Source organism: Vibrio quintilis (genome assembly GCF_024529975.1).
Lineage (GTDB): Bacteria > Pseudomonadota > Gammaproteobacteria > Enterobacterales > Vibrionaceae > Vibrio > Vibrio quintilis.
The window spans coordinates 2,454,287-2,478,993 of record NZ_AP024897.1 but is presented as its reverse complement, the minus strand read 5'-3'; the positions used below and the strand labels follow the sequence as shown (position 1 = coordinate 2,478,993).

The window sequence follows — 24,707 nt, the reverse complement described above, 5'->3', positions numbered from 1 at the left end:
TCAGTCCATCACCCGAAGTTTAGGAACCTTTGTGTGATGGTTATTCTAATTAATGATCACTCGGAGGCACTTATGCCCGCAACAATTGCTTACGACCCACCTCTTTCTCAGAAAGCCCGCGAATATCTGATCCAGCTTGAGGATTATCTATGTCAGATGAACCCATGCAATCACGATGTTCGTGAGGTGTTACTTTACCTGAATAAGCTCATTACAATTCATGCTTCGATTGGTGAGGTGACGGTTTCTGAGAATAGAAATAAGACCGTTGTTCAAAACTAAGTTAACTCAGAGTCACTTCGGTTGAAGTGGCTCTTTTTGGCATCCTGCTTATATCCGTATGCTGACCGGAACAGCTACTTTTAACCAGCAGTTTGTACAGGGTTCCACCAGCCAAGCCACGGATTTAGCCGTAAAAAAATACCAATCTCATTTGAGCATCATCAATCAGTAGATGATTGCACTGGGTATCTGAACACGATTCATCATTCCGCCTTAACTGAAACCATCCATAACCACACGATGAAGAATGAATATCTGTATTGTGAAATTGCAGAATTGTTGCTGGAATCCGGAACTTCAGTACATGACTAATCTACAGATGATATCCGCATGGACAAACAGTTACTGAAGCTGGATATGCTTATATCCCGTTTATTCCGTTCCTCCTCAATTGTGGTGAGATGCGAAAAAACATAGTGTACGGTCGGTGATTTACCCAAAATAATTCTTTTTTTTGCTTATTTAGTGAAATTACTGACACGTTCCTGTCCAGTTGTGAGTCACGGTACCAACAACATGCGGTCTATACGAGTTGGTCGGTGACTTATCAGAAAACGTGTAAGATCGAGTATGAGTCAATATAAACTAAATAGCAGTCATCTCTACTGTTTCTTCGTAGACTTCTTGGTAGTCTTCTAGTGGTTGAGATAGAAATCCACGTTCAATCTTACCCCCACCAATGTAAAACAGTTTTGAGTTCTTCGGGAAGTAAGTGTCCATGACCTCCTTGACCCGAACTTTATCAATAGGCTTTACTTCCTGCTCCTTTGGTTCTGCATCTTTGATATGTTCTGAAATCGACACGAACGTCTGGGTGTCGTTAGGCAGGTTTTTACCAACGAATGACAGAATGCTTTCGAGGTTTGTCTCATCGATATCTTCTTTGAGAATGGCATCGAGTAGAAATGGGAGTCGGTGAGCCGAGTCGGCTTTTTCTATCATGGCGTTTAAAGCGAAATGATACGCCATTACGGTTTTATGTAACTCGACACCTTGGCGAGGAAAAGAGTGAATCTTGTACAAATCTAAGTATCTAGGGTCACTTAAAGGATTTAGAGCCAGTTGTTCCATGTAGTTGGTGAATATCGATCTGAATGCTTTTTCTTTCTTTATACGTGCTAACAAGGTTTCTTTTTCAGTGACCATTGAAGATAAAGTCTGTTTCACTATAGCTAGCCTAACCTTAGAGGATTTTATATCGTTCTGCATTTTTTTGTAGAGAGTGATGTTAGCTTTGTTTTCAACCCACTGAGAAAAGGTGACACCATCAACATTCTTTTCTAGCAATACGCCATAGTCATCATAAATTTCTTTAGTGAATTTCATCATTTTCTTCTTTGACGTATTAATACTCGATTTTTTGTCAATAAGCTTTTGTGTGATATGCGATTCAAGCTCAACAGTATCATTGTATTTTTGATAATGACTGTACAGCCCTTCAAGAGAGTAAGATAAAACTTGGGTACAAGCAGGACATCTATCAACATCGTTGTAGTTTTGTCTTTTGATGTTTCTCTTGGTTCTTTTCAGTATCTTATGGTGGTTTTGCAACAAAGAAAGCTCATTGCACAGCTTGATATAAGTATTTCTTTCCTCCTCCAGAGAGCGAGACTTTTGCACGTATTTTTCGATATATTCTTCCGCTTTCTCACCAAAAGTTTCGTCTACTAAGTTAGAGAACTGAAATTCAGTCCTCTTACTGTAGCGTTTTAAATTGTTGATATCACTTGATAGCTGTTCTTTCTCTTTTGTAAGCTTCCTATGTTCTACACGATCAAAACTATTATTTATTCCAAGATAGTAATCTAAGTAATCATCCTTAAATCCTTTGTAATACATAAGGTTAGAGAACGACTCGCGTAAATAAACCCAGCCGACGGACTGAGAAATATAATAAGGCAAGAACATACTTTCAAGCGGAGCAGATTTAAGCTCACCTTTTTGCTCAAGAACTAAGGAAAAACCGGCTAACTCCCTAACATAATCTTTTAGCTCAATGTGCTCTACGCTATGATCAGCATTCACTCCATGAAAAGGGACGACCTTACCGTTCGGTTCTTTTACATAGATTGATTTTGGATCTCTGACAATGCTGTATGCCTGAGAGGAATGGTCAGTTTTTATCGTAAAATCTACTCGAAAGGTTGGTTGATATGAGAGAATTTCATCCAAACTCTCCCTCACATCATTTACACCAAACGTATATAACAAGCTCTGAATTAACGAGCTTTTGCCTGAAGTATTGCGACCACTAATTAGGTTGACACCAGATGAGAATTCTTCGAAAAAACATACCTTGTGTAATTCAGAACTGACGAACAATTTGTTAAATGTTATTATTGTTTTCATTAAAGAACTTCTCCGTGATTCTCGACAAAAGCGCATAATGTAGTAAAAAATATATCTATATCTCTCAGGTTTAAGCTGTACCGGGCTTTAATACCAGAAACGTAAGCTTCGAACATTTCGTCATGGCTGTAATAATCCATTGAGTAGTCATAGCTACTAACAAAGCTCTTTATGATTTGATGCTCATTGTTCATCATGTCTTTCATTCGTTCGAATGTATTTCTGATCTGGTTTTCATAGCTGTTTTGAATACCGATAGGAATGCGGAATTTACGTGCTAGCTCGGTTGAATGGTCTCTCCATAATTGAAAAGTTTTTTGCTCTGTTTCAATTATGTCGAGGGCTTTCTTAATTTCATCGCCTTCGATTCTCTTAGAGCTGTCAAGCAACGTAATAACCTTTCCTTGGTTGTAGGTAGTCTCAACATCCCTAAACAAGCTTAAAAGTAGTTCAATTGCAGCTGCTGAATCCAATACGTGAGGAAATTTTCTTGTCATTAAACCAACGAGGCAATCTTTTTGACCTTGACTTGTTCTAGGAAATTCAATCCATTGAATGTACAAATTATCCAGTTCTGATTTGTAGTATGGTGTTTTTGAATTAAGACAAAAGTTCTCAACCTTTTTGCTGATTGTATTTTTGATATCAGCAGGTACAGAATCATAGCGGCATCTACAATTCTGTTCATTGAGAAGATGGGTTAACTCTCTTTTCCCGGATTCTTTCTCTGTCTTATTTGGTTTGTACTTAAGTTCAATATCCGAGTTTGATATAAATGTCAGTTCATGAGTGTAACTATGGCATTTCGGTGCAGGGTCGCTTTTGAGGTTGTTTCCAACTTCAAGCATTTTTGCAACCACTTCGGAAAACCTATCATTTATTCTCCAAATATTGCCAGATAGTTTTTTAGCCTGATATGAATGGACTTCTTCTATGTTGCTCCTACAGTCAGTTCTATAGCAGTAGAGGAAGTCGTCATGATGTTCAATGCTTAAGAAGAACTCTCTGCCTTTGAATCTGTCATAATCGCTCAGCAACAAGTACAACGCACAATTCCGTTGAAACTCGAATCCTAGCAAGGCTTCGATTCCAGAGTTAGCTGATTTTTTTCTTGCACTCAAAGTCTCACCTTTATCCGAACCATGATGGTGCTTTATCTGGCATTGCTGTTCGTATGCCACGAATAACTTCAACTGATTCGGCTTCTATGTTCCTGTATAGGTAAATATTTTCACATAATTCAAGTAAAGTTTATATCCTATCAGGCTCATATTGTTGCTTTATGTCAACTATTTCAAGTTCAGTCTTGTAGCGGATGAGTGAATTTGGTAACACTGATCGTGTAGAGCGAGGCTGTATTATCAAAAAATGTTTAGAACAAAGGATAAAGACTGTAATGTGTCAAACGGTTATGCCCGGCTTGTTGTCTTAAAGCCGATCACCGATATATGAGGGAAACATGCCATTAAGTGAATCCGAGGTTAAGAAAATATGGCAGCGGCTACAGGATGAAATTCTGGGCGCTCATCATCAGGTTAATAAGCGTTTGTGTGAGTCGCAGACACCACAGGCCTTTCTAAACTACCTGTCCCGGCATCATCTCAGAACCAACCATTTCGAACCAGTTGTCACGTCCTGTAAACTAGGTCAGTACGGTAAAACGATTGTTGTCGGTCTTTTGTTTGTTGAGAATGGCTTCCTCTATCCGGAGACAGCTTATTATCCAATGTCACTACAGCGATTCGGAACTCGCATCTCGGTTGATGCTGCTGATTCTTATAGCTCGCATTATATGGAGCGACTAATTCAGAGAAAAGAGGTCACCACACTTGAGGCACTGAAAAAGGAAGTAATCTATCAGCGGGACAGATATTCTTCTGCCGGGTTCTCAGAAAATCTTGGTAAATTGAATGTGGATACAGATTTTCTGGTCATTTTTCCTGATGCCATTATTTGTTGTTATGGCGAAGAGAACGATGAAGGCATCGCGAAGGTAGTTCGTAAGACACTCATTACTCAAGACGATTTTATAGGCAATCAGCAGAAGATAATCGATTATATTCTTAAACAGTTTGGCAGAGACGCCTGCATTCTTGCCACTCATGCACTTCCACGGTCTGTCAAAGAAGCTCAAAATGCAGTTGAGGATACTCTCAAGCGAATATCTGTTGTAAATCATGTCGAAAAAATCATAGAGGAACCATTGCGGTGTACTGGATTCAAATCAGATAAAAAGCTGAAAAAACAATTCATCAAATATCTGGAGCACTTCGACCCTATATTCAGATGACTTTTTGCTGTTGGTTATTACACATGCGTATTCCTGCCTGATCTGAACAGTCATTCCGGAAACACTTGAACACCTGTTCTGGAATCATTTGAACACTGATTCCGGATTTATTTGGTACACATTTGTGTCAACCTGCTTTAAAACAGGGAATTCTTCCGGGTCTGTCTGTTGCTGAGCTGCGGGCAGGGGAGGCTGCTTAAAATGAAACAGCTCGATTCTTGCGCCGTGGCCAGAAGACATCAGGGTGATAGACACAGATTGATCTTCATCGAGTATTTTCGACAGAAAAACCAAACTGTGCATAAATTGCTGGCTGATCAGAGAAACCCAGTGAACAGATTCAGACATACATCAATGACTCCTTGTGGTTGAATTGCCCTGATTAAGTATTAAATACTGCACATATCTTAGCATCGCAACGTAAAGGTTTCATCTGCCTGAAAATGGCCGGTAAACAGCATGAATCACCGGCATGACAGGAGTCATCGTGCATATCCTCAAAATAATATAAATGTCATTTTTATCTATATAAAAGTGTGATGTTAATTCATAAAAATCCAATCCGTTGATAAAACTCATTTTCCCGGCTCTGCATCTTTGTGAGAGGCATGTAAAATGCCTGCGGTTTATCAAACAGCGTTTCAATCGTAATCCGGCAGTCAGAATCACCTGGCTGAAGTCAGGGCAGGATAAGACAGTTGAAACAGGATAAGTTCGCTTAACAACGGCAGGCATACACAATAATGAGAAGACTCAATTTTAAGCTGACCATCGATGGGATCAGTGACGATACCCTCGTCGTGCGTGGTTTTCAGGGTAACGAATCCATTTCAGACTCAGTTGACAGCAGTGGCAATCCGTACTTTGGCTACCGCTATCACATCGACTTAGCCAGTCGCAGCAGCAGTAGCCTGCCGGCAAAAAAGGTCATCGACAGCAAAGCGCTGCTGGAAGTGATCCGCAACGGCAAAGTGGTGCAGAAAGTTCACGGTGTGATCCGCACGCTGGATAAGCACGACACCGGCCATCACCACACCTTTTATTCGATCACTTTGGTGCCGTCACTTGAACGGTTAGCCCTGCGCCGCAACAGCCGGATTTTCCAGCAGAAAAATGCTCAGGACATTATCTCCATTATTCTCGGCGAAATCGGGATTTCTGACTTCTGTTTTGACCTTAAACGCACACCTGCCGTGCGTGAATATTGTGTCCAGTACCGCGAAAACGACCTCGCGTTCTTCCACCGCCTCGCGGCTGAAGAAGGCATGATGTACATGTACACCCACGAAGACAGCAAACACATGCTGGTGATCACCGACCACGACAAAGGCTTCCCGAAACTGGGCGGTAAAGCGCCGTACAACTGCCTGTCCGGCGGCGCGAACCCGGATGGTTATATCTCCTCGATGACTGAGCGTAAGCAGTCTGAAGTCAGCTCAATTGAAATGCGTGACTACAGCTTCAAAAAACCGGATTACAACTTCTCACAAAAAGAAGACGGCACGGCGATGGATTATCAGGAAGAGATGTACGAGCATTTCGACTTCCCCGGCCGCTTTAAAGACGATGGCAACGGCAAAGCCTTCACCAAAATCCGTCTGGAATACCTGCGCCGCGCGGCGCACACCGTCAGCGGCCAGAGTGATGAAACCAAAATTCAGGCCGGGCAGCGGTTTGAAGTCAAAGAGCACGACGACGATGCGATGAACCGGTTGTGGCTGGCGGTACAGGTGTCTCACACCGGCAGCCAGCCGCAGGCGCTGGAAGAAGGCAGCAGTGGCGGAGGAACCGACTACAGCAACCAGTTCACTTTAATTCCCGGAGACAGCGTCTGGCGTGCCCATCCGCAGCCCAAACCAAGAGTTGATGGCCCGTGTATTGCGCTGGTGGTTGGTCCGCCGGGAGAAGAGATTTACACCGACGAACACGGCCGGGTCAAACTGCACTTCCCGTGGGACCGTTACGACGGCTCCGATGATAAAAGTAGCTGCTGGATCCGCGTCTCGCAGGGCTGGGCTGGCGCGCAGCAGGGCATGGTCACGGTGCCGCGTATTGGCAATGAAGTCATCGTCTCCTTCCTGCACGGCGATCCGGACCAGCCTATTGTCACCGGCAGAACCTTCCACGCCAGTAACACACCGCCGTACGCACTGCCAGCGAATAAAACCAAAACCGTTTTGCGGACCCAAACCCATCAGGGCAAAGGCTATAACGAGCTGAGTTTTGAAGATCAGTCCGGCAGCGAAAAGATTTCCCTGCATGCGCAGAAAGATATCGAAACCCTGATTGAAAACGACTCAACCACCGATATCAAACACGATCGCCACGAGACGATCGAAAACGACCAGTACGGTAATATCAAAAAAGCTGATCATCTGGTCATCGAAGGCGAGCAGCGCAGCAAAATCACCAAAAACCGCACCGTGAGCGTCGATAAAGAATTCCATCAAAAAGTCGCGGGCAAGATGGCGCTGGACGCTGGCTCAGAAGTGCACCTCAAAGGCGGCAACTCGGTGGTGCTTCAGGCGGGCAGTGAAATTACCGTCAAAGTCGGCGGCACTTTTATCAAACTCGATCCGGGCGGCGTGAGTGTGGTTGGTCCGGCGATTAACCTCAACTCCGGCGGCAGTGCCGGCAGCGGCTCCGGTTACGGCGGCGAAGATGCGGTGATGCCGAAAATCCTTGAAGCTCTTGAGCCACCCGAAGAGCTGGTGCCACCGGAAATCACCGGTATGACCGGCGCTGAGGCGGTGATTGTGGATTATGTGGAGAAGCCCAAGCCACCGGCGAAACCAATGACGCCAACGGTGATCCCCGTGACACCGGCGATGGTGCAACAGGCAGCCACAGACATAAAACAGGGCACACCCGTGACCCAGACCTGCCAGAAACCGGGCGACAGCGACAACTGCCCGCTGGGCGATAAATGTCCGTGTAAGGGGAATGCCTGATGCTGAAACTGAACGCTGAACATCAGGGCCAGCCGGTCGTCTGGTATGCGCTGGTCAGCGACGCCCCCGATCTGCGCCAGCAGGTGTATCAGTGGCTGGACGGACATGACTGTGAGCCGTTGTATCTGTCTACACCGCTGGAACCCCTGATGGAACAAAGCCCGCTGTTGATCACCCTGAAATATGGCGGCGGTGATGCATTAACGGCGCAACTGCCACCGGCATACACGCTGTATTTTTCAGCTCCGGCATCTCTCTCTGCCGGTGACGTGGCCGACCAGCTGCGCTGGCGGATGCTGGTTTATTACTATGGTCAGACCCGCGGACTGCTGCATTACTATCAGCCGCAAATTGCCGGTTACTTTTTCTCCCGCACTGATGATGCCGTCACCAGTGGCTGGCTGGGCGGGCTGTATTCGGTGGTGTATTACCGCCAGACGCTGAGTGAGCCGCCATGCTGGCAGGAAGCCGGGGATTACACCAGCAACCCGCATATGGATATCTGGGTACTGCAACCGTCTCAGGAGCAGGCGCTGGAAACCATGTTTCAGGAGCGGGCAATCGTGCAGTGGGCACAAGACCGGCGCGCCTCAATTGACTGGCCGCTCCAGCACGCAGTCAGCCATTTTTGTCAACATCACCAGATTGAAGACGACACACTGAAGTACCGGTTAAGGGACTTATCGGTCAAAACCGGCCAGCCACCGGCATTGACACATACCAGCGAAGCACAATTCGTGCGCCTGAATGAGGCAGAAAAAGTGAATCAGTTAGAAGCCATTGCATTAAAAGGAGTGTTACTGTGAGAATTGATAATGGTAACGGGCCAGCCTGTGACGGGAAACTATTTTTAATTGAAGTGACCGGCCTGTCTCACGACACCACGCAGGATTTTCTGTTTTACAGCCTGGATAACATGCAGGAGCAGGAATATCTCGGCAAGAAAAAAGAGAATAAACCCTTTCATGTTCACACCCGTGATGAAGCCAGTCTGTGGGATCTGATTCCTTTCGGGGATGACATCAAACGTCTGATGCCGCTGGAAGACAAGAAAGAGACGGATAAAGAATTAAAAGACGCAACGATTTACAGCTGGGACTGGAAGGACGAAAAAGAAAACCGTAATGTCTGGCTGAAGGTCGAAGGGGAAGACGGCCCGATTCGCCTGCCACTGTTCAGTAATGTAACCCATACCAAGCGGCAGGACAAACATCAGAATTATCAGGTGCAGGCATTTTTACCGCTGACGCTGTTGCCGACGTTTGATAAGAACATTGCAGGCAGCCGCCAGAAAGATAAAGAGCGCACGGCTCCGGTCCGAAACGGTTATCTCTATATTGCCTATAACGGCCAAATCTGGCGGGAAGTCGCAGTCACCGCGACTGACGACGGTCTGCCGTGTTTTAAAGATGTTCATTTACTGAATTACCGGGAAGGGTATGGGAAGCCCTTTAAAACCAATACCCGGCGTGAAGCGACCGGCCAGCCCCTGAAAGAGATTTGGTATCCGTCCCGTGCTGACGGGAAACGCACAGAGATCCGGATTGCATTTTCAGAAGTGCCGTGGAGTGGTTCGCGGCTGAATTATCTGGAAGCCAACCCGGATGCACTCAAAGCCCGGATGCAAAAACCAGATTATGAGCCGATGCTGCTTGATGAACTGAAAGAAGTCCGCGCGCGGGAGCCGGAGCTGGAAATGCTGCTGGGAGAGCCGAAAGATTTCAGTCAGGATTTGGCGGGCAGCTGGCTGTCCGGTGAATATGAGCAGATAAAATCGGATATTCAGGCGGCGATGGATGATGGCGCCACCGCGGTCAGTCAGTATAAGAATGAAATCACCAATAAACAGGATAAGCACCGGTATGATTTTATGTTACGGATGACTGCCCGTAATGAATTGATCACCGAAGGACCGGCAGAATCACCAGAGTGGGATCAGATCAGTGGTGTTGGAGATTATCTGGCTGATGGCAAAGCGCGGAAATTACGCGGAATAATATTTGATGACCCGCTGTTTGAACTGCGACACCTGACTTATCTCGTCAGGTCCGGGATTGGTGAAATGAGTGTGCTGCTCAATGATGCCGCCTCTCAGAAATACTTTAAATCGGCTGAACTGGTGCAGCGCTTTATCATCCCGGCCAAGTGGGGAGAGACGAAAAATCAGTACCATAAATATATGGGCAACAGAGGATTTGACAGCAGTCCGGGTGGCGTCTTCCGCCGGACAACCCGGCTGACCGAGCGGATGCTGTTGTTTACCCGGATGAATGAGTTGCAGAAAAAACTTTCCCGTGCACTGGATAAGAAAGCGCTGGCGGTATGGCTGAAAGATATTGCATCCATGGATGACGCCAATGCCGCAGCGGCTTATAAGATTGTCGGCAATGCAGTGAGCGCATTGCGGATGGAACTGAGCGCCGTGGACACACTGGGTATTGGTGAAAAGGGCTACAAACGCAATCATCCGTATTCTTCTCAGCTGGTTCGCCTGCTGGAGAACGATCGCAGCCACCCGTTGCATGAAGTCTTGTTTCCGGAAAATGGCGAAGTGCCGATGGATGAAGCCTATACGGCTGAAGCGGATGAGAACGATGGTTCCGGTTTGTGTACAGCCGCAGGACTGGCCCGCTGGGGGGATGAAAACCTGCTGATTCAGCCAGAGCAGCTGGAAGTATTTGAAATGGGTGAGCTTTACGCTGAAGGTGCCGGAGATAACGGAGAGGGTGAATTTGCCACCCAGCGCCGGATTGCCGGGATGGTCAATGGATTTCTGAAGGATTATTTTGATGCCATCACGGAAATTGCGCTGACCCTGAGTAAAACGAAGACTCAGAGTGTTTCGCTGGAAAGCGTCTATGTTCCCATCATGTCAACTCTGAAAGCCAGTGGGCCGACTGCTTTTGGTCAGCTTGAGCTGACAGAGGCCGGGAAGGTGAAACAGAATTATGTCGTGATTGGTGTTGAAGGCGGCGGCCTGAAAAACGGCCTGACAGAAGCCGATCGCAAGCTGTTACACAATGTTGATACCAATAAGAGCAAGTCTGTACGCCTGTTTGATTCTGAAGGCAAACTGGTACTGACCTCAAACCGCAAAGCAGCGCTGAAAGCCATGCAGAAGCAGACCTCCGGGGGTGCTGATATGCTGGGTAAAAAGGGTGCCTTTACCCTGATAGTCGCCCCGGCTGACACCGCAGTGGTGAAAGCTTACAATAAACCCGCCACCAAACGCACGCTGGCGGATTATGCTAAAAGTAAGGCGATTGCAGATGCTTATGAGAAGCTGAATATTCCTCGTTTAATGGTCGGAATTGAAGTGTTAAACATGATGGCCAATAAACAGTATTTTGAAAACCTCTTGAATGGAAAAGATATTGTTCATAGTGCAGCTAATGTATTGAGTGCACTATTGGATTTTTCTGTCGCGCTGGCGCATAGTGCCAATATGGCGTTGGGTGCTGAATCTCACTTTGCCAAAGCAATTGCAAAAAAAACATTTATTAAAATTTCCGCCTCTAAACTGGCGGGGAGAGCCTTCTCTGCGATTGGTTTAAAATTGACATTCACTAAGTTAGTTGTAGTCAGTTTTGTTGCTGATGTTCTGACCGGATCGATCGGCATTTATGAAGCTTTCCAGCTTAAGCATAACAATGATATGGATGCAGCCGCGGCCATGATGACCTTTGGGGTGGGAGCGACTTTTGCTGCCCTTGGTAATCTGGCGGCAGAAGGCAGCTTTTTATCTGCGGCTTGCCCATGGGCCTTTGTGATTGCGATTGTTGGTGGAGTGCTTTATATCTTCCTCAAAGATACCCCGCTGGAGACCTGGTTGGCCAATGGCCCGTTTGCCTCATATTCACCGGGTGATGATTACCGGTATTTAGACGATCCGGATGCGGCCTTTGAGCGTCTGCTGGGGCTGTTGGTCCGCTTTGATATCAGTATGTATGCTTTGGGCAAAGACACTCAAATGGCTCCGGAAATTCAGGAGGAATGGCAACAGGCCGGTGTGACCCATGTGCTGTGGGCGCGCTCGAACTTATCACAACTGTTCAACCGGCAGAAAGAGACCGACCGTCTGTATGTTCGTCAGGGAGTCATGGAACATAAAAGCCGCTTGCATGATACTGCCAGCCGCACGGAGTTTGTCAGAACACACACGATGCAAAATATCGATAGTTTCAATGATACGCCGCTGAAAACCGTGCAATCAGATGATGGTACGCTGTATGGTTACCGGCACAGCAAAACGATTCCGTCAGACCGGAAAGAGACCAAAGTACTTGGTATACCGGGAATGAAACTGGAGTTGTATCACTATGAGCCGGGGTTTGTTGCCCGTGCACAGTTTGTGATCAATGATATATCCTTTCCTCTACCCCCACTGGATGAAGCAGAACCACAGGGTGACCCGGCCGGGGAACCAGGTTTCAGTGATGATGGGGATCAGAGTTGGATCCACAGTCAGTTGCCTAAGATTAAAGAGGAGTAAAAATATGGCTTACCAACCGGGTGCCTATAACAGCGGAGATTTTACCCAACAGCCTCAGCCCGGTAAAAGGGGTTGGTATGAGAGTCTTTACCGGCGGGGGAAGGCTTTTTCCTACACGCAGACGGACAATAACAGTATTGCTACTTCAGTGATCGAAGATGATAAACCGTCGATACATAGTGACAGTGCTGCAGTAGGAATGGATGTATACTGGAACCACCGGCGATTAGAACCCTATACTTTTGTGAAATGGCTGGGGTTCTATTTCTTTATGGCTGCTGTAGCGAAATTAATGCTTCAATTTATTCTTCCTTTAGTTGTTTTAATTGCACTTATCCCTTTATTCGGTAAAGCAGGGCTAGACGGGACTATTCTTATTTTATCTACCTTTGGATTGTATATAGCTCTTCCTTCGTTAATTATTTACAGTCCTATGTGCCTTTTTAATGGGCCATCATGGTTGACTGATGGAGTCATGGCAAAATATTTCAATAAAGATAACATTTCTTTTTTTGCCCGAAAACGTTTTACTCTGAGCCGTGAAACCGGGATGGTCACTTTATATGGTAAAGGAAACCGGGTGATATTCAGTCATCCATTTATTGAGTTCGACTGTATTCTGATGAGTAATCCCAACCATCAGGGATTGCTGAGTCATCACCTGAAACTGGTGCACCGTTATCATGATTACAATGAGGGTGCCATCGGGTTGGGTTCGATGTGTGGGATGCACCTGTCGCAGGAAGAGTACCTGCGGGTGTGGAATATGATTCAGCAATATATGGATGTTAGCCAGCCTTTACCCGATATTCCGATACTAGAGCCTTTTCGTGAGCAGGATGAAACCACTGTCGCCCATGATAAAAAAACCGGCCGTAATCCGACCTACTGGCGGGAGATGACGGATGACGACTACGCGAAGAAGCTGGATGAAATTATTGTCTGGCAGCGGGAAGAACATATTCCGGCCACGGGGCCTGAGCTGAATATTTTTGAGTCGGCTTAACGGATGTTTTGATTTACTCCCCTCATCGCATCCTGATGTTTGCCACAAGCCAGAGCGGAGAAAATTCAGGAAGAATTTTCAGATTCGTTGAGCAGGGATGCGAATCGAATCGTGTAGCGATTTTCATGTGATGGACCGAAGATACATCAGGATCAATGCGATATGGGGCTGCCTTTTTCTCGTGAGTCTTTTTGGCAGCGCAAAAAGAGTCACTGATGCGCGAACGGAGATGTGACTGAAATTGAAAGACCTTTTAGCGCATCATAAAGCTACGCCAGAGTTTGTGGGAGCAAATTCAGGAGGGAATAGCATCGGGCGACCAGAGCTGGATCCACTGCCTGCTGCCCAAAATAAAAGAAGAATAGGAGTAACCCCCATGGCTTATCAATCCGGCGCATATAACAGTCGAGATTTCTCCCCACAGTCCAGACCTGGTAAAAGCAGCTGGTATGAAAGCCTTTACCGGCGGGGAAAGATGTTTACCCATACACGGTCAGACCCTAACAGTATTGCGACTTCCGTGATCAGAGGATACAAATCATCGGTACATGATAACAGTGCTGAAGTGGGTATGGATTTGTACTGGAATCATAAAAGATTAGAGCCCTACACTTTTACTGGATGGTTGGGGCTTTATTTATTTATGGCGGGGTTAGCGAAGACTGTTATGTATTTTATTACACCTATAGGTGTTGCTCTTTGCTTACTCCCTTTATTTGGTTCACATGGACTAGAGGGAGCAATTTATGCAGTTTCACACTTTTTACTGTATGTCACTCTTCCAGCTCTTGTTGTTTATACCCCGATGTGTCTCTTTAACGGCCCTAAATGGCTGGTGAACGGTATTGTAGATAAGTTTTTTAGAATTGAGCACCTTTCTCTTTTTGCCCGAAAACGTTTTACCCTGAGCCGTGAAACCGGGATGGTCACTTTATATGGTAAAGGTAACCGGGTCATTTTCAGTCATCCATTTCTGGAATTTGACTGTATTCTGATGAGTAATCCCAACCATCAGGGATTGCTGAGTCATCACCTGAAGTTGGTGCACCGTTATCATGATTACAATGAAGGCGCGATAGATATTGGTTCGATGTGTGGGGTGCATTTGTCGCAGGAAGAGTATGCCCGGGTGTGGAATATGATTCAGCAATATATGGATGTTAGCCAGCCTTTACCCGATATTCCGATACTAGAGCCTTTTCGTGAGCAGGATGAAACCACTGTCGCCCATGATAAAAAAACCGGACGCAACCCGACTTACTGGCGGGAGATGACGGATGACGACTACGCGAAGAAGCTGGATGAAATTATTGTCTGGCAGCGGGAAGAACATATTCCTGCCACGGGGCCTGAGCTGAATATTTTCGAGCCTGCTTAAGGCGTTATTTTGAGTCTCTTCACTGTGGTTTCATTGAGCAATGATTGTAGTGGTCTAATGATCCAGAGAAATTCAGGATGAATTTCAGGGATTGGGCGCAGGGATGCGCTTCCAATCCCGATCCGGCCAGCTCGTGGTAAAAAGGCGTTTTTGCCCGTTTTCCGCCGTGAAAAAGGGCTGGGACGCATGCACCATAAGCCGCTTGGATCGTTGGATGTATGAGCGTACCAAACCTGCTTCAATGCCTGAACCTTCTTCTCAATAAAGGAAAACCAGATGGCTTACCAACCCGGTGCCTATAACAGTCGAGATTTCTCCCCACAGCCTCAGCCTGGTAAAAGTGGCTGGTATGAAAGTCTTTACCGGCGGGGAAAAATTTTTTCCTACACGAGGGCAGACGACAGCAGTATAGCGACCTCTGTGATCCGAGGGTATAAATCATCGATACATGATAACAGTGCTGAAGTAGGTATTGATTTGTATTGGAACAATAAAAGATTAGAGCCCTATATTTTTACAAAGTGGCTGGGGTTTTATTTCTTTATGGCCGGGTCAGCGAAATTTATGCTTCAATTTATTCTTCCTTTAGTTGTTTTAATAGCACTTATCCCGTTATTCGGGAAAGCAGGTCTGGACGGGACTATTCTTATTTTATCTACCTTTGGATTGTATATAGCTCTTCCATCGTTAATTATTTACAGCCCAATGTGCCTGTTTAACGGACCGAAATGGCTAGTCAAGGGTGTTGGGGATAAGTTTTTTAGAATTGAGCACCTTTTTCTTTTTGCCCGTAAACGTTTTACCCTGAGCCGTGAAACCGGGATGGTAACGTTATATGGCAAAGGGAACCGGGTGATATTCAGTCATCCATTTATTGAGTTTGACTGTATTCTGATGAGTAATCCCAACCATCAGGGATCGCTGAGTCATCACCTGAAACTGGTGCACCGTTATCATGATTACAATGAGGGTGCCATCGGGTTGGGTTCGATGTGTGGGATGCATCTGTCTCAGGAAGAGTACCTGCGAGTGTGGAATATGATTCAGCAATATATGGATGTTAGCCAGCCTTTACCCGATATTCCGATACTAGAGCCTTTTCGTGAGCAGGATGAAACCACTGTCGCCCATGATAAAAAAACCGGCCGTAATCCGACCTACTGGCGGGAAATGACAGATGACGACTACGCGAAGAAGCTGGATGAAATTATTGTCTGGCAGCGGGAAGAACATATTCCTGCCACGGGGCCTGAGCTGAATATTTTCGAGCCTGCCTAACGGATGTTTTGATTTACTCCCCTCATCGCATCCTGATGTCTGCCACAAGCCAGAGCGGAGAAAATTCAGGAAGAATTTTCAGATTCGTTGAGCAGGGATGCGAATCGAATCGTGTAGCGATTCTCATGTGATGGACCGAAGATACATCAGGATCAATGCGATATGGGGCTGCCTTTTTCTCGTGAGTCTTTTTGGCAGCGCAAAAAGAGTCACTGATGCGTGGGCACAGGTGTCGCAGAAATCAAAGAACGTTTCAGCGCATCATAAAGCTGCGCCAGAGTCTGTGGGATTGATTTTGATCGCCCGGGTAAATAATGAATTCACCAATAAAATAGTAATATATCGTGATAACCTACAATAGCTATCAGCCAACGGCCTATAACAGCCGCACCTTTACGCCACAACCTCAGGCTCAGCCCAGAGGGATTGCGCGAAAGCTGATGAAACTCAACTGCCGGATCCTGCCATTTACCCGGCCAACCGAGACCATCTCCACTCAGTTAGACAGTGACATTAGCCCGGAGAAGTGGAAGGAGGTTTGTGAAATCTCACCGGATAAAAAAAATTACTGGAATGAACAAACCCTTTCCAACTCGAAGTTTAGTGCAGGTATAAATCTGCTTCTTATTGCTGCCAGCTTTGGTAAGGGGTTGATCACCATGTTTTTCCCTTTTTCACTTGTAGTAACATTAGTTTTAGAATTATCTTATGGGGTAATCGACTCATGGGGCCACATTTTTAGCCTGTCATGGTTTCCGTTTGGAACCGCAGCCTATTATTTCCCTCCCAGTATATTCTTCTGGGGCATGGCTGAATTAATCAACAAAGGCTACTGGAATCCCCGGTTTATGCACGCCTGTAAGATATTTTCCATGAACCGGCGAACCGGGATGGTGACGTTGTATCATGGGCGGGACAAGGTGCGTTACAGTCATCCGTTTATAGAGTTTGACTGTCTGCTGGCTTCTAACCCCGGCCCGCAGGGACAGATGTTATATAGTTTGTATCTGGTGCATCGCTATCACGGTTATCAGCATGCCGTGCCACTCAATGGTCTGATAGGCTCCAAACAAATGGTGGCTGAATATTACCGGGTATGGAATATGATTCAGCGGTTTATGGATGTGAGTCAGCCACTGCCGGATACACTGGTGCTGGAAGAATCGCGTCCGTTGGATCCGGTCACCGCAGCGTATGATCAACAAACCGGCCGGGATCCGGAGTACTGGCGAAAAATGACGGAAGAGGCGTTTCGCCGGACCATTCACAGTATCCGCAGCCAACAAAACAGCACACCAGAGAAAGAAAAAGTACTGAATATTTTTGAGTCTGCTTAACGTCTTGATCTTACGACTGTCCGAAGGGACGTTCCCCGTCCCTTCATCCATCATCAACTTTTCTCTGAGATTTAGTCAGAATCTGTTTTATATCCGGCTCAATGACTGTCGGAAATTTGAATTCTTGATATCAATAAATGATGAGATTAAAATTAACCTCAAATGAGCTGTTTATAATGTGAGGCTTATAACCGCGAAAACGACCAAAAGACGCAACGATTTACAGCTGGGACTGGAAGGACGAAAAAGAAAACCGTAATGTCTGGCTGAAGGTCGAAGGGGAAGACGGCCCGATTCGCCTGCCACTGTTCAGTAATGTAACCCATACCAAGCGGCAGGACAAACATCAGAATTATCAGGTGCAGGCATTTTTACCGCTGACGCTGTTGCCGACGTTTGATAAGAACATTGCAGGCAGCCGCCAGAAAGATAAAGAGCGCACGGCTCCGGTCCGAAACGGTTATCTCTATATTGCCTATAACGGCCAAATCTGGCGGGAAGTCGCAGTCACCGCGACTGACGACGGTCTGCCGTGTTTTAAAGATGTTCATTTACTGAATTACCGGGAAGGGTATGGGAAGCCCTTTAAAACCAATACCCGGCGTGAAGCGACCGGCCAGCCCCTGAAAGAGATTTGGTATCCGTCCCGTGCTGACGGGAAACGCACAGAGATCCGGATTGCATTTTCAGAAGTGCCGTGGAGTGGTTCGCGGCTGAATTATCTGGAAGCCAACCCGGATGCACTCAAAGCACGAATGCAAAAACCAGATTATGAGCCGATGCTGCTTGATGAACTGAAAGAAGTCCGGGCGCGGGAGCCGGAGCTGGAAATGCTGCTGGGAGAGCCGAAAGATTTCAGTCAGGATTTGGCGGGCAGCTGGCTGTCCGGTGAATATGAGCAGATAAAATCGGATATTCAGGCGGCGATGGATGATGGTGCCACCGCGGTCAGTCAGTATAAGAATGAAATCGCCAATAAACAGGATAAGCACCGGTATGATTTTATGTTACGGATGACTGCCCGTAATGAATTGATCACCGAAGGACCGGCAGAATCACCAGAGTGGGATCAGATCAGTGGTGTTGGAGATTATCTGGCTGATGGCAAAGCGCGGAAATTACGCGGAATAATATTTGATGACCCGCTGTTTGAACTGCGACACCTGACTTATCTCGTCAGGTCCGGGATTGGTGAAATGAGTGTGCTGCTCAATGATGCCGCCTCTCAGAAATACTTTAAATCGGCTGAACTGGTGCAGCGCTTTATCATCCCGGCCAAGTGGGGAGAGACGAAAAATCAGTACCATAAATATATGGGCAACAGAGGATTTGACAGCAGTCCGGGTGGCGTCTTCCGCCGGACAACCCGGCTGACTGAGCGGATGCTGTTGTTTACCCGGATGAATGAGTTGCAGAAAAAACTTTCCCGTGCACTGGATAAGAAAGCGCTGGCGGTATGGCTGAAAGATATTGCATCCATGGATGACGCCAATGCCGCAGCGGCTTATAAGATTGTCGGCAATGCAGTGAGCGCATTGCGGATGGAACTGAGCGCCGTGGATACACTGGGCATTGGTGAAAAGGGCTACAAACGCAAACATCCGTATTCTTCTCAGCTGGTTCGCCTGCTGGAGAACGATCGCAGCCACCCGTTGCATGAAGTCTTGTTTCCGGAAAATGGCGAAGTGCCGATGGATGAAGCCTATACGGCTGAAGCGGATGAGAACGATGGTTCCGGTTTGTGTACAGCCGCAGGACTGGCCCGCTGGGGGGATGAAAACCTGCTGATTCAGCCAGAGCAGCTGGAAGTATTTGAAATGGGTGAGCTTTACGCTGAAGGTGCCGGAGATAACGGAGAGGGTGAATTTGCCACCGAGCGCCGGATTGCCGGGATGGTCAATGGATTTCTGAAGGATTATTTTGATGCCATCACGGAAATTGCACTGACCCTGAGTAAAACGAAGACTCAGAGTGTGTCGCTGGAAAGCGTCTATGTCCCCATCATGTCAACTCTGAAAGCCAGTGGGCCGACCGCTTTTGGTCAGCTTGAGCTGACAGAGGCCGGGAAGGTGAAACAGAATTATGTCGTGATTGGTGTTGAAGGCGGCGGCCTGAAAAACGGTCTGACAGAAGCCGATCGCAAGCTGTTACACAATGTTGATACCAATAAGAGCAAGTCTGTACGCCTGTTTGATTCTGAAGGCAAACTGGTACTGACCTCAAACCGCAAAGCAGCGCTGAAAGCCATGCAGAAGCAGACCTCCGGGGGTGCTGATATGCTGGGTAAAAAAGGTGCCTTTACCCTGATAGTCGCCCCGGCTGACACCGCAGTGGTGAACGCTTACAATAAACCCGCCACCAAACGCACGCTGGCGGATTATGCTAAAAGTAAGGCGATTGCAGATGCTTATGAGAAGCTGAATATTCCCCGCCTGATGGTCGGGATTGAAGTGTTGAATCTGATGGCGAATAAACAGTATTTTGAAAATATTATTGAATTAAAAGATATTCCGCATTCAGCGGCGAATGTATTCAGTGCTGTTTTGGATTTTTCTGTAGCGTTGGCGCATAGTGCCAATATGGCGTTAGGTGCTGAATCCCGCTTTGCCAAAGCAATTGCAAAAAAGACATTTATTAAAATTCCCGCCTCTAAACTGGTGGGGAGAGCCTTTTCTGCGATTGGTTTAAAATTGACATTCACTAAGTTAGTTGTAGCCAGTTTTGTTGCTGATGTTCTGACCGGATCGATCGGCATTTATGAAGCTTTCCAGCTTAAGCATAACAATGATATGGATGCAGCAGCGGCCATGATGACCTTTGGGGTGGGAGCGACTTTTGCTGCCCTTGGTAATCTGGCGGCAGAAGGCAGCTTTCTATCTGCGGCTTGCCCATGGGCCTTTGTGATTGCGATTGTTGGTGGGGTGCTTTATATCTTCCTCAAAGATACCCCGCTGGAAACCTGGCTGGCCAATGGTCCGTTTGCCTCATATTCACCGGGTGATGATTACCGGTATTTAGACGATCCGGATGCGGCCTTTGAGCGCCTGCTGGGGCTGTTGATCCGCTTTGATATCAGTATGTATGCTTTGGGCAAAGACACTCAAATGGCTCCGGAAATTCAGGAGGAATGGCAACAGGCCGGTGTGACCCATGTGCTGTGGGCGCGCTCGAACTTATCGCAACTGTTCAACCGGCAGAGAGAGACCGACCGTCTGTATATTCGTCAGGGAGTCATGGAACATAAAAGCCGCTTGCATGATACTGCGAGCCGTACAGAATTTATCAGAACACACACGATGCAAAATATCGATAACTTTAATGATACGCCGCTGAAAACCGTGCAATCAGAAGATGGTGCGCTGTATGGTTACCGGCACAGCAAAACGATTCCACCAGACCGGAAAGAGACCAAAGTACTTGGTATACCAGGAATGAAACGGGAGTTGTATCACTATGAGCCGGGGTTTGTTGCCCGGGCGCAGTTTGTGATCAATGATATATCCTTTCCTCTGCCCCCACTGGATGAAGCAGAACCTCAGGATGACCCGTCCGGGGAGCCGGATTTTAGTAATGATGAGGATCAGAGCTGGATCCACTGTCAGTTGCCTAAGATTAAAGAGGAATAAAATATGGCTTACCAACCTAGTGCCTATAACAGCCTAGATTTTACTCCACAGCCTCAGCCCGGTAAAAGGGGCTGGTATGAGAGTCTTTACCGGCGGGGGAAGGCTTTTTCCTACACGCAGACGGACAATAACAGTATTGCGACTTCAGTGATCGAAGATGATAAACCGTCGATACATAGTGACAGTGCTGAAGTAGGAATGGATGTATACTGGAACCACCGGCGATTAGAACCCTATACTTTTGCGAAATGGCTGGGGTTCTATTTCTTTATGGCAGCTTTAGCGAAATTCGCACTTTGGTTTGCTACTCCTTTATTGTTTTTAATATCACTACTTCCCTTGCTTGGTAAACATGGATGGGAAGGGGTTATTTATATATTTTCCAATGCTTTACTATATGTAACATTACCTGCTCTGGTAATTTATAGCCCGATGTTCCTGTTTAATGGACCATCATGGTTGACTGATGGAGTCATGGCAAAATATTTCAATAAAGATAACATCTCTTTTTTTGCCCGAAAACGTTTTACCCTGAGCCGTGAAACCGGGATGGTCACTTTATATGGTAAAGGGAACCGGGTGATTTTCAGCCATCCGTTTCTGGAATTTGACTGTATTCTGATGAGTAATCCCAACCATCAGGGATTGCTGAGTCATCACCTGAAGCTGGTGCACCGTTATCATGATTACAATGAGGGTGCCATCGGGTTGGGTTCGATGTGTGGGATGCATCTGTCTCAGGAAGAGTACCTGCGGGTGTGGAATATGATTCAGCAATATATGGATGTTAGCCAGCCTTTACCCGATATTCCGATACTGGAGCCTTTTCGTGAGCAGGATGAAACCACTGTCGCCCATGATAAAAAAACCGGCCGTAATCCGACCTACTGGCGGGAAATGACGGATGACGACTACGCGAAGAAGCTGGATGAAATTATTGTCTGGCAGCGGGAAGAGCATATTCCGGCCACGGGGCCTGAGCTGAATATTTTTGAGTCGGCTTAACGGATGTGTTTTCCAATCCCCTCATCGTATCATAAAGCTGCGCCAGAGTCTGTGGGATCGATTTTAATCGCCCGGGTAAATAATGAATTCACCAATAAAACAGTAATATATCGTGACAACCGACAATAGCTATCAGCCAACGGCCTACAACAGCCGCACTTTTACGCCACAACCCCAGGCGCAGCCCAGAGGGATTGCGCAAAAGCTGATGAAACTCAACTGCCGGGTCTTGCCATTTACCCGGCCAACCGAGACCATCTCCACTCAGTTAGACAGTGACATTGGCCCGGAGAAGTGGAAGGAGGTTTGTGAAAGCTCACCGGATAAAAAAAATTACTGGAATGAACAAACCCTTTCCAACTCAAAGTTTAGCACAGGTATTAATATGCTCCTTATTGCATCTAGCTTTGGTAAGGGAATAGTTGTTATGTTTGTTCCTCTGTGTGCAATAATCGAATTAGTGCTTTATTTTATAAAGCCATTTGACATTCATTCATGGAATGACTTTTATCATGTATTTATTTTGACTTTTTTTATTATGAAATACGCTTTCCCACCCAGTATTCTATTCTGGGGCATGGCTGAATTAATCAACAAAGGCTACTGGAATCCCCGGTTTATGCACGCCTGTAAGATATTTTCCATGAACCGGCGAACCGGGATGGTGACGTTGTATCATGGGCGGGACAAGGTGCGTTACAGTCATCCGTTTATAGAGTTTGACTGTCTGCTGGCTTCTAACCCCGGCCCGCAGGGACAGATGTTATATAGTTTGTATCTGGTGCATCGCTATCACGGTTATCAGCATGCCGTGCCACTCAATGGTCTGATAGGCTCCAAACAAATGGTGGCTGAATATTACCGGGTATGGAATATGATTCAGCGGTTTATGGATGTGAGTCAGCCACTGCCGGATACACTGGTGCTGGAAGAATCGCGTCCGTTGGATCCGGTCACCGCAGCGTATGATCAACAAACCGGCCGGGATCCGGAGTACTGGCGAAAAATGACGGAAGAGGCGTTTCGCCGGACCATTCACAGTATCCGCAGCCAACAAAACAGCACACCAGAGAAAGAAAAAGTACTGAATATTTTTGAGTCTGCTTAACGTCTTGATCTTACGACTGTCCGAAGGGACGTTCCCCGTCCCTTCATCCATCATCAACTTTTCTCTGAGATTTAGTCAGAATCTGTTTTATATCCGGCTCAATGACTGTCGGAAATTTGAATTCTTGATATCAATAAATGATGAGATTAAAATTAACCTCAAATGAGCTGTTTATAATGTGAGGCTTATAACCGCGAAAACGACCAAAAGACGCAACGATTTACAGCTGGGACTGGAAGGACGAAAAAGAAAACCGTAATGTCTGGCTGAAGGTCGAAGGGGAAGACGGCCCGATTCGCCTGCCACTGTTCAGTAATGTAACCCATACCAAGCGGCAGGACAAACATCAGAATTATCAGGTGCAGGCATTTTTACCGCTGACGCTGTTGCCGACGTTTGATAAGAACATTGCAGGCAGCCGCCAGAAAGATAAAGAGCGCACGGCTCCGGTCCGCAACGGTTATCTCTATATTGCCTAATATAATTTTTCGAATAAGACTCACATCGTCTTTAGTGAAGAAGTTACCGGAAGTATTGAAACGGCTCTGTCAAAGGTCAAAATTAATGCAAAAATGGTGAGTCGAATCAGCAAGATTAATATCGCAGCTGCTACCGGAGGAGTGATTACGGCTGGACTGATGGCCTGGGATGCTTACCGTTTGTGGGGGAATCGGGATTACGATGCAGCGATAGGGACCAGTATCATGGCAGCAGGCACCTTGCTGGGAACTATAGGTGCAACCTTTTTTGAAACCTCTGCGACCTTTCTCGGGCTGGGCCCTGTCGGCTGGTTTACCCTGCTGGTGGTCGGGGCCGGGTTCGCAATCACGTATTACTGTACCGATCAGCCGATGGAAGTCTGGCTGAAAAATGGCCCGTTTGGCAAGGCGCCGGCTGAAGACGGGGTTTACGCCTATTTATCAGACTCCCCGGAAGATGCTTATATTCAACTGCTCAATCTGTTTGTAAATCTGAAAGTCGAGTGTTATGCCATTGATAGCTCCCCGCTCCGGGCAGATAAAAAACAGCTGCTGAAAGCGCGTCATTATTCGCATTATATCTATGTGCATTCTAACATTGCCCAGCTACTGAATATGAGTAAGCAGGATTTACAGATTCATACCCGTTTTCGTGAAGTGGTGGAGCAAACCATCACATCGGGAAGTGTAGCGCAGAGCCAGTCTGATCGGGGGAGATATACCAGCCGGGGTCAGGAAGCTGCTCCGTATTATGTCAAACCTGTCAAACTTAAACCGATTATTCCGGCAGAAGAGCTGGTTGTGGCCGAAGGCAGGCTGTACTTTTTCCGGGCCACCCTGCCTTTGTCTAAACCGGTTCCGGCCGGGGCGGACACGATACGCTATCGAAATAATATTCAGGCATTAATTCAGATCCGGGGCGGGGAAATGATTTTCCCCCAGCCGCCACTGGATCAGGTAGAAAAAGCCGAAGAGAACCTGAAAGCAGGTAAAATCAGCCTGGATCAGGCCAGTTTTGAAGCCGGGCAACCAACAGGATTTTTCGAAAGTCTGTTTGACGCTCCAAAAACTCATCCGGAAAATTACTACTGGGCAGATTCCAGAGATCAAAATTAACAGGACAAAG

Annotated in this window: 16 protein-coding genes; 13 read left to right on the top strand and 3 right to left on the bottom strand. The window is 46.6% G+C overall.

Features of this window, described 5'->3' with window-relative positions; all coding sequences use genetic code 11:
- The first annotated feature begins 33 nt into the window (after nt 1-33).
- On the top strand, nt 34-282 hold the full coding sequence (locus OC443_RS11395; protein ID WP_262021669.1) for a hypothetical protein: 249 nt from the start codon (nt 34-36) through the stop codon (nt 280-282).
- 585 nt (nt 283-867) lie between these two features.
- On the opposite strand, the gene OC443_RS11390 is transcribed toward OC443_RS11395, so the two are convergent.
- Entirely contained in the window at nt 868-2,631 is a 1,764-nt protein-coding gene (locus OC443_RS11390) for a P-loop NTPase family protein (protein ID WP_073586510.1), read from the bottom strand.
- Entirely contained in the window at nt 2,631-3,812 is a 1,182-nt protein-coding gene (locus tag OC443_RS11385; RefSeq protein WP_200796994.1) for a dsDNA nuclease domain-containing protein, read from the bottom strand. The genes OC443_RS11390 and OC443_RS11385 overlap by 1 nt, the downstream gene beginning before the upstream one ends.
- Nucleotides 3,813-4,090: 278 nt before the next feature.
- Here OC443_RS11385 and OC443_RS11380 point away from each other — a divergent pair, with 278 nt between their 5' ends.
- Nucleotides 4,091-4,921 (top strand): hypothetical protein, encoded by an 831-nt coding sequence (locus OC443_RS11380; protein ID WP_073586509.1) that lies wholly within the window; start codon nt 4,091-4,093, stop codon nt 4,919-4,921.
- An 84-nt stretch (nt 4,922-5,005) separates the two neighbouring features.
- Here OC443_RS11380 and OC443_RS11375 read toward each other — a convergent pair whose 3' ends face one another.
- Nucleotides 5,006-5,269: a hypothetical protein gene (locus OC443_RS11375; protein WP_073586508.1), complete on the bottom strand. Its 264-nt coding sequence runs from the start codon at nt 5,267-5,269 to the stop codon at nt 5,006-5,008.
- 395 nt (nt 5,270-5,664) lie between these two features.
- On the opposite strand from OC443_RS11375, the gene OC443_RS11370 reads away from it, so the two are divergent.
- The 11 genes from OC443_RS11370 to OC443_RS11320 all read left to right on the top strand — a co-directional run bounded on the left by OC443_RS11370 (nt 5,665) and on the right by OC443_RS11320 (nt 24,697).
- On the top strand, nt 5,665-7,872 hold the full coding sequence (locus tag OC443_RS11370) for a type VI secretion system Vgr family protein (protein WP_073586507.1): 2,208 nt from the start codon (nt 5,665-5,667) through the stop codon (nt 7,870-7,872).
- Nucleotides 7,872-8,678 (top strand): DUF4123 domain-containing protein, encoded by an 807-nt coding sequence (locus OC443_RS11365; protein WP_073586506.1) that lies wholly within the window; start codon nt 7,872-7,874, stop codon nt 8,676-8,678. The genes OC443_RS11370 and OC443_RS11365 overlap by 1 nt, the downstream gene beginning before the upstream one ends.
- The gene (locus tag OC443_RS11360) at nt 8,675-12,364 is read left to right on the top strand and encodes a toxin VasX (protein ID WP_073586505.1); all 3,690 of its coding nucleotides are present in this window, start codon (nt 8,675-8,677) and stop codon (nt 12,362-12,364) included. The genes OC443_RS11365 and OC443_RS11360 overlap by 4 nt, the downstream gene beginning before the upstream one ends.
- A gap of 4 nt (nt 12,365-12,368) precedes the next feature.
- Nucleotides 12,369-13,370, top strand: coding sequence for a hypothetical protein (locus tag OC443_RS11355; protein ID WP_073586504.1), 1,002 nt, complete (start codon nt 12,369-12,371; stop codon nt 13,368-13,370).
- 376 nt (nt 13,371-13,746) lie between these two features.
- Entirely contained in the window at nt 13,747-14,748 is a 1,002-nt protein-coding gene (locus tag OC443_RS11350) for a hypothetical protein (protein ID WP_073586503.1), read from the top strand.
- A 276-nt stretch (nt 14,749-15,024) separates the two neighbouring features.
- A complete protein-coding gene (locus OC443_RS11345) occupies nt 15,025-16,026 on the top strand; it encodes a hypothetical protein (protein WP_073586502.1) in 1,002 nt (333 codons plus the stop codon).
- 344 nt (nt 16,027-16,370) lie between these two features.
- On the top strand, nt 16,371-17,363 hold the full coding sequence (locus tag OC443_RS11340) for a hypothetical protein (RefSeq protein ID WP_262021668.1): 993 nt from the start codon (nt 16,371-16,373) through the stop codon (nt 17,361-17,363).
- A gap of 359 nt (nt 17,364-17,722) precedes the next feature.
- Nucleotides 17,723-20,989, top strand: coding sequence for a toxin VasX (locus OC443_RS11335; RefSeq protein WP_262021667.1), 3,267 nt, complete (start codon nt 17,723-17,725; stop codon nt 20,987-20,989).
- Nucleotides 20,990-20,992: 3 nt separating this feature from the next.
- Complete coding sequence (locus tag OC443_RS11330; RefSeq protein WP_073586718.1) at nt 20,993-21,994, top strand: hypothetical protein; 1,002 nt, start codon at nt 20,993-20,995, stop codon at nt 21,992-21,994.
- Between the two features lie 112 nt (nt 21,995-22,106).
- Nucleotides 22,107-23,102: a hypothetical protein gene (locus tag OC443_RS11325; RefSeq protein WP_073586717.1), complete on the top strand. Its 996-nt coding sequence runs from the start codon at nt 22,107-22,109 to the stop codon at nt 23,100-23,102.
- A gap of 572 nt (nt 23,103-23,674) precedes the next feature.
- Nucleotides 23,675-24,697 (top strand): hypothetical protein, encoded by a 1,023-nt coding sequence (locus tag OC443_RS11320; RefSeq protein ID WP_073586716.1) that lies wholly within the window; start codon nt 23,675-23,677, stop codon nt 24,695-24,697.
- The last annotated feature ends 10 nt before the right edge of the window (nt 24,698-24,707 follow it).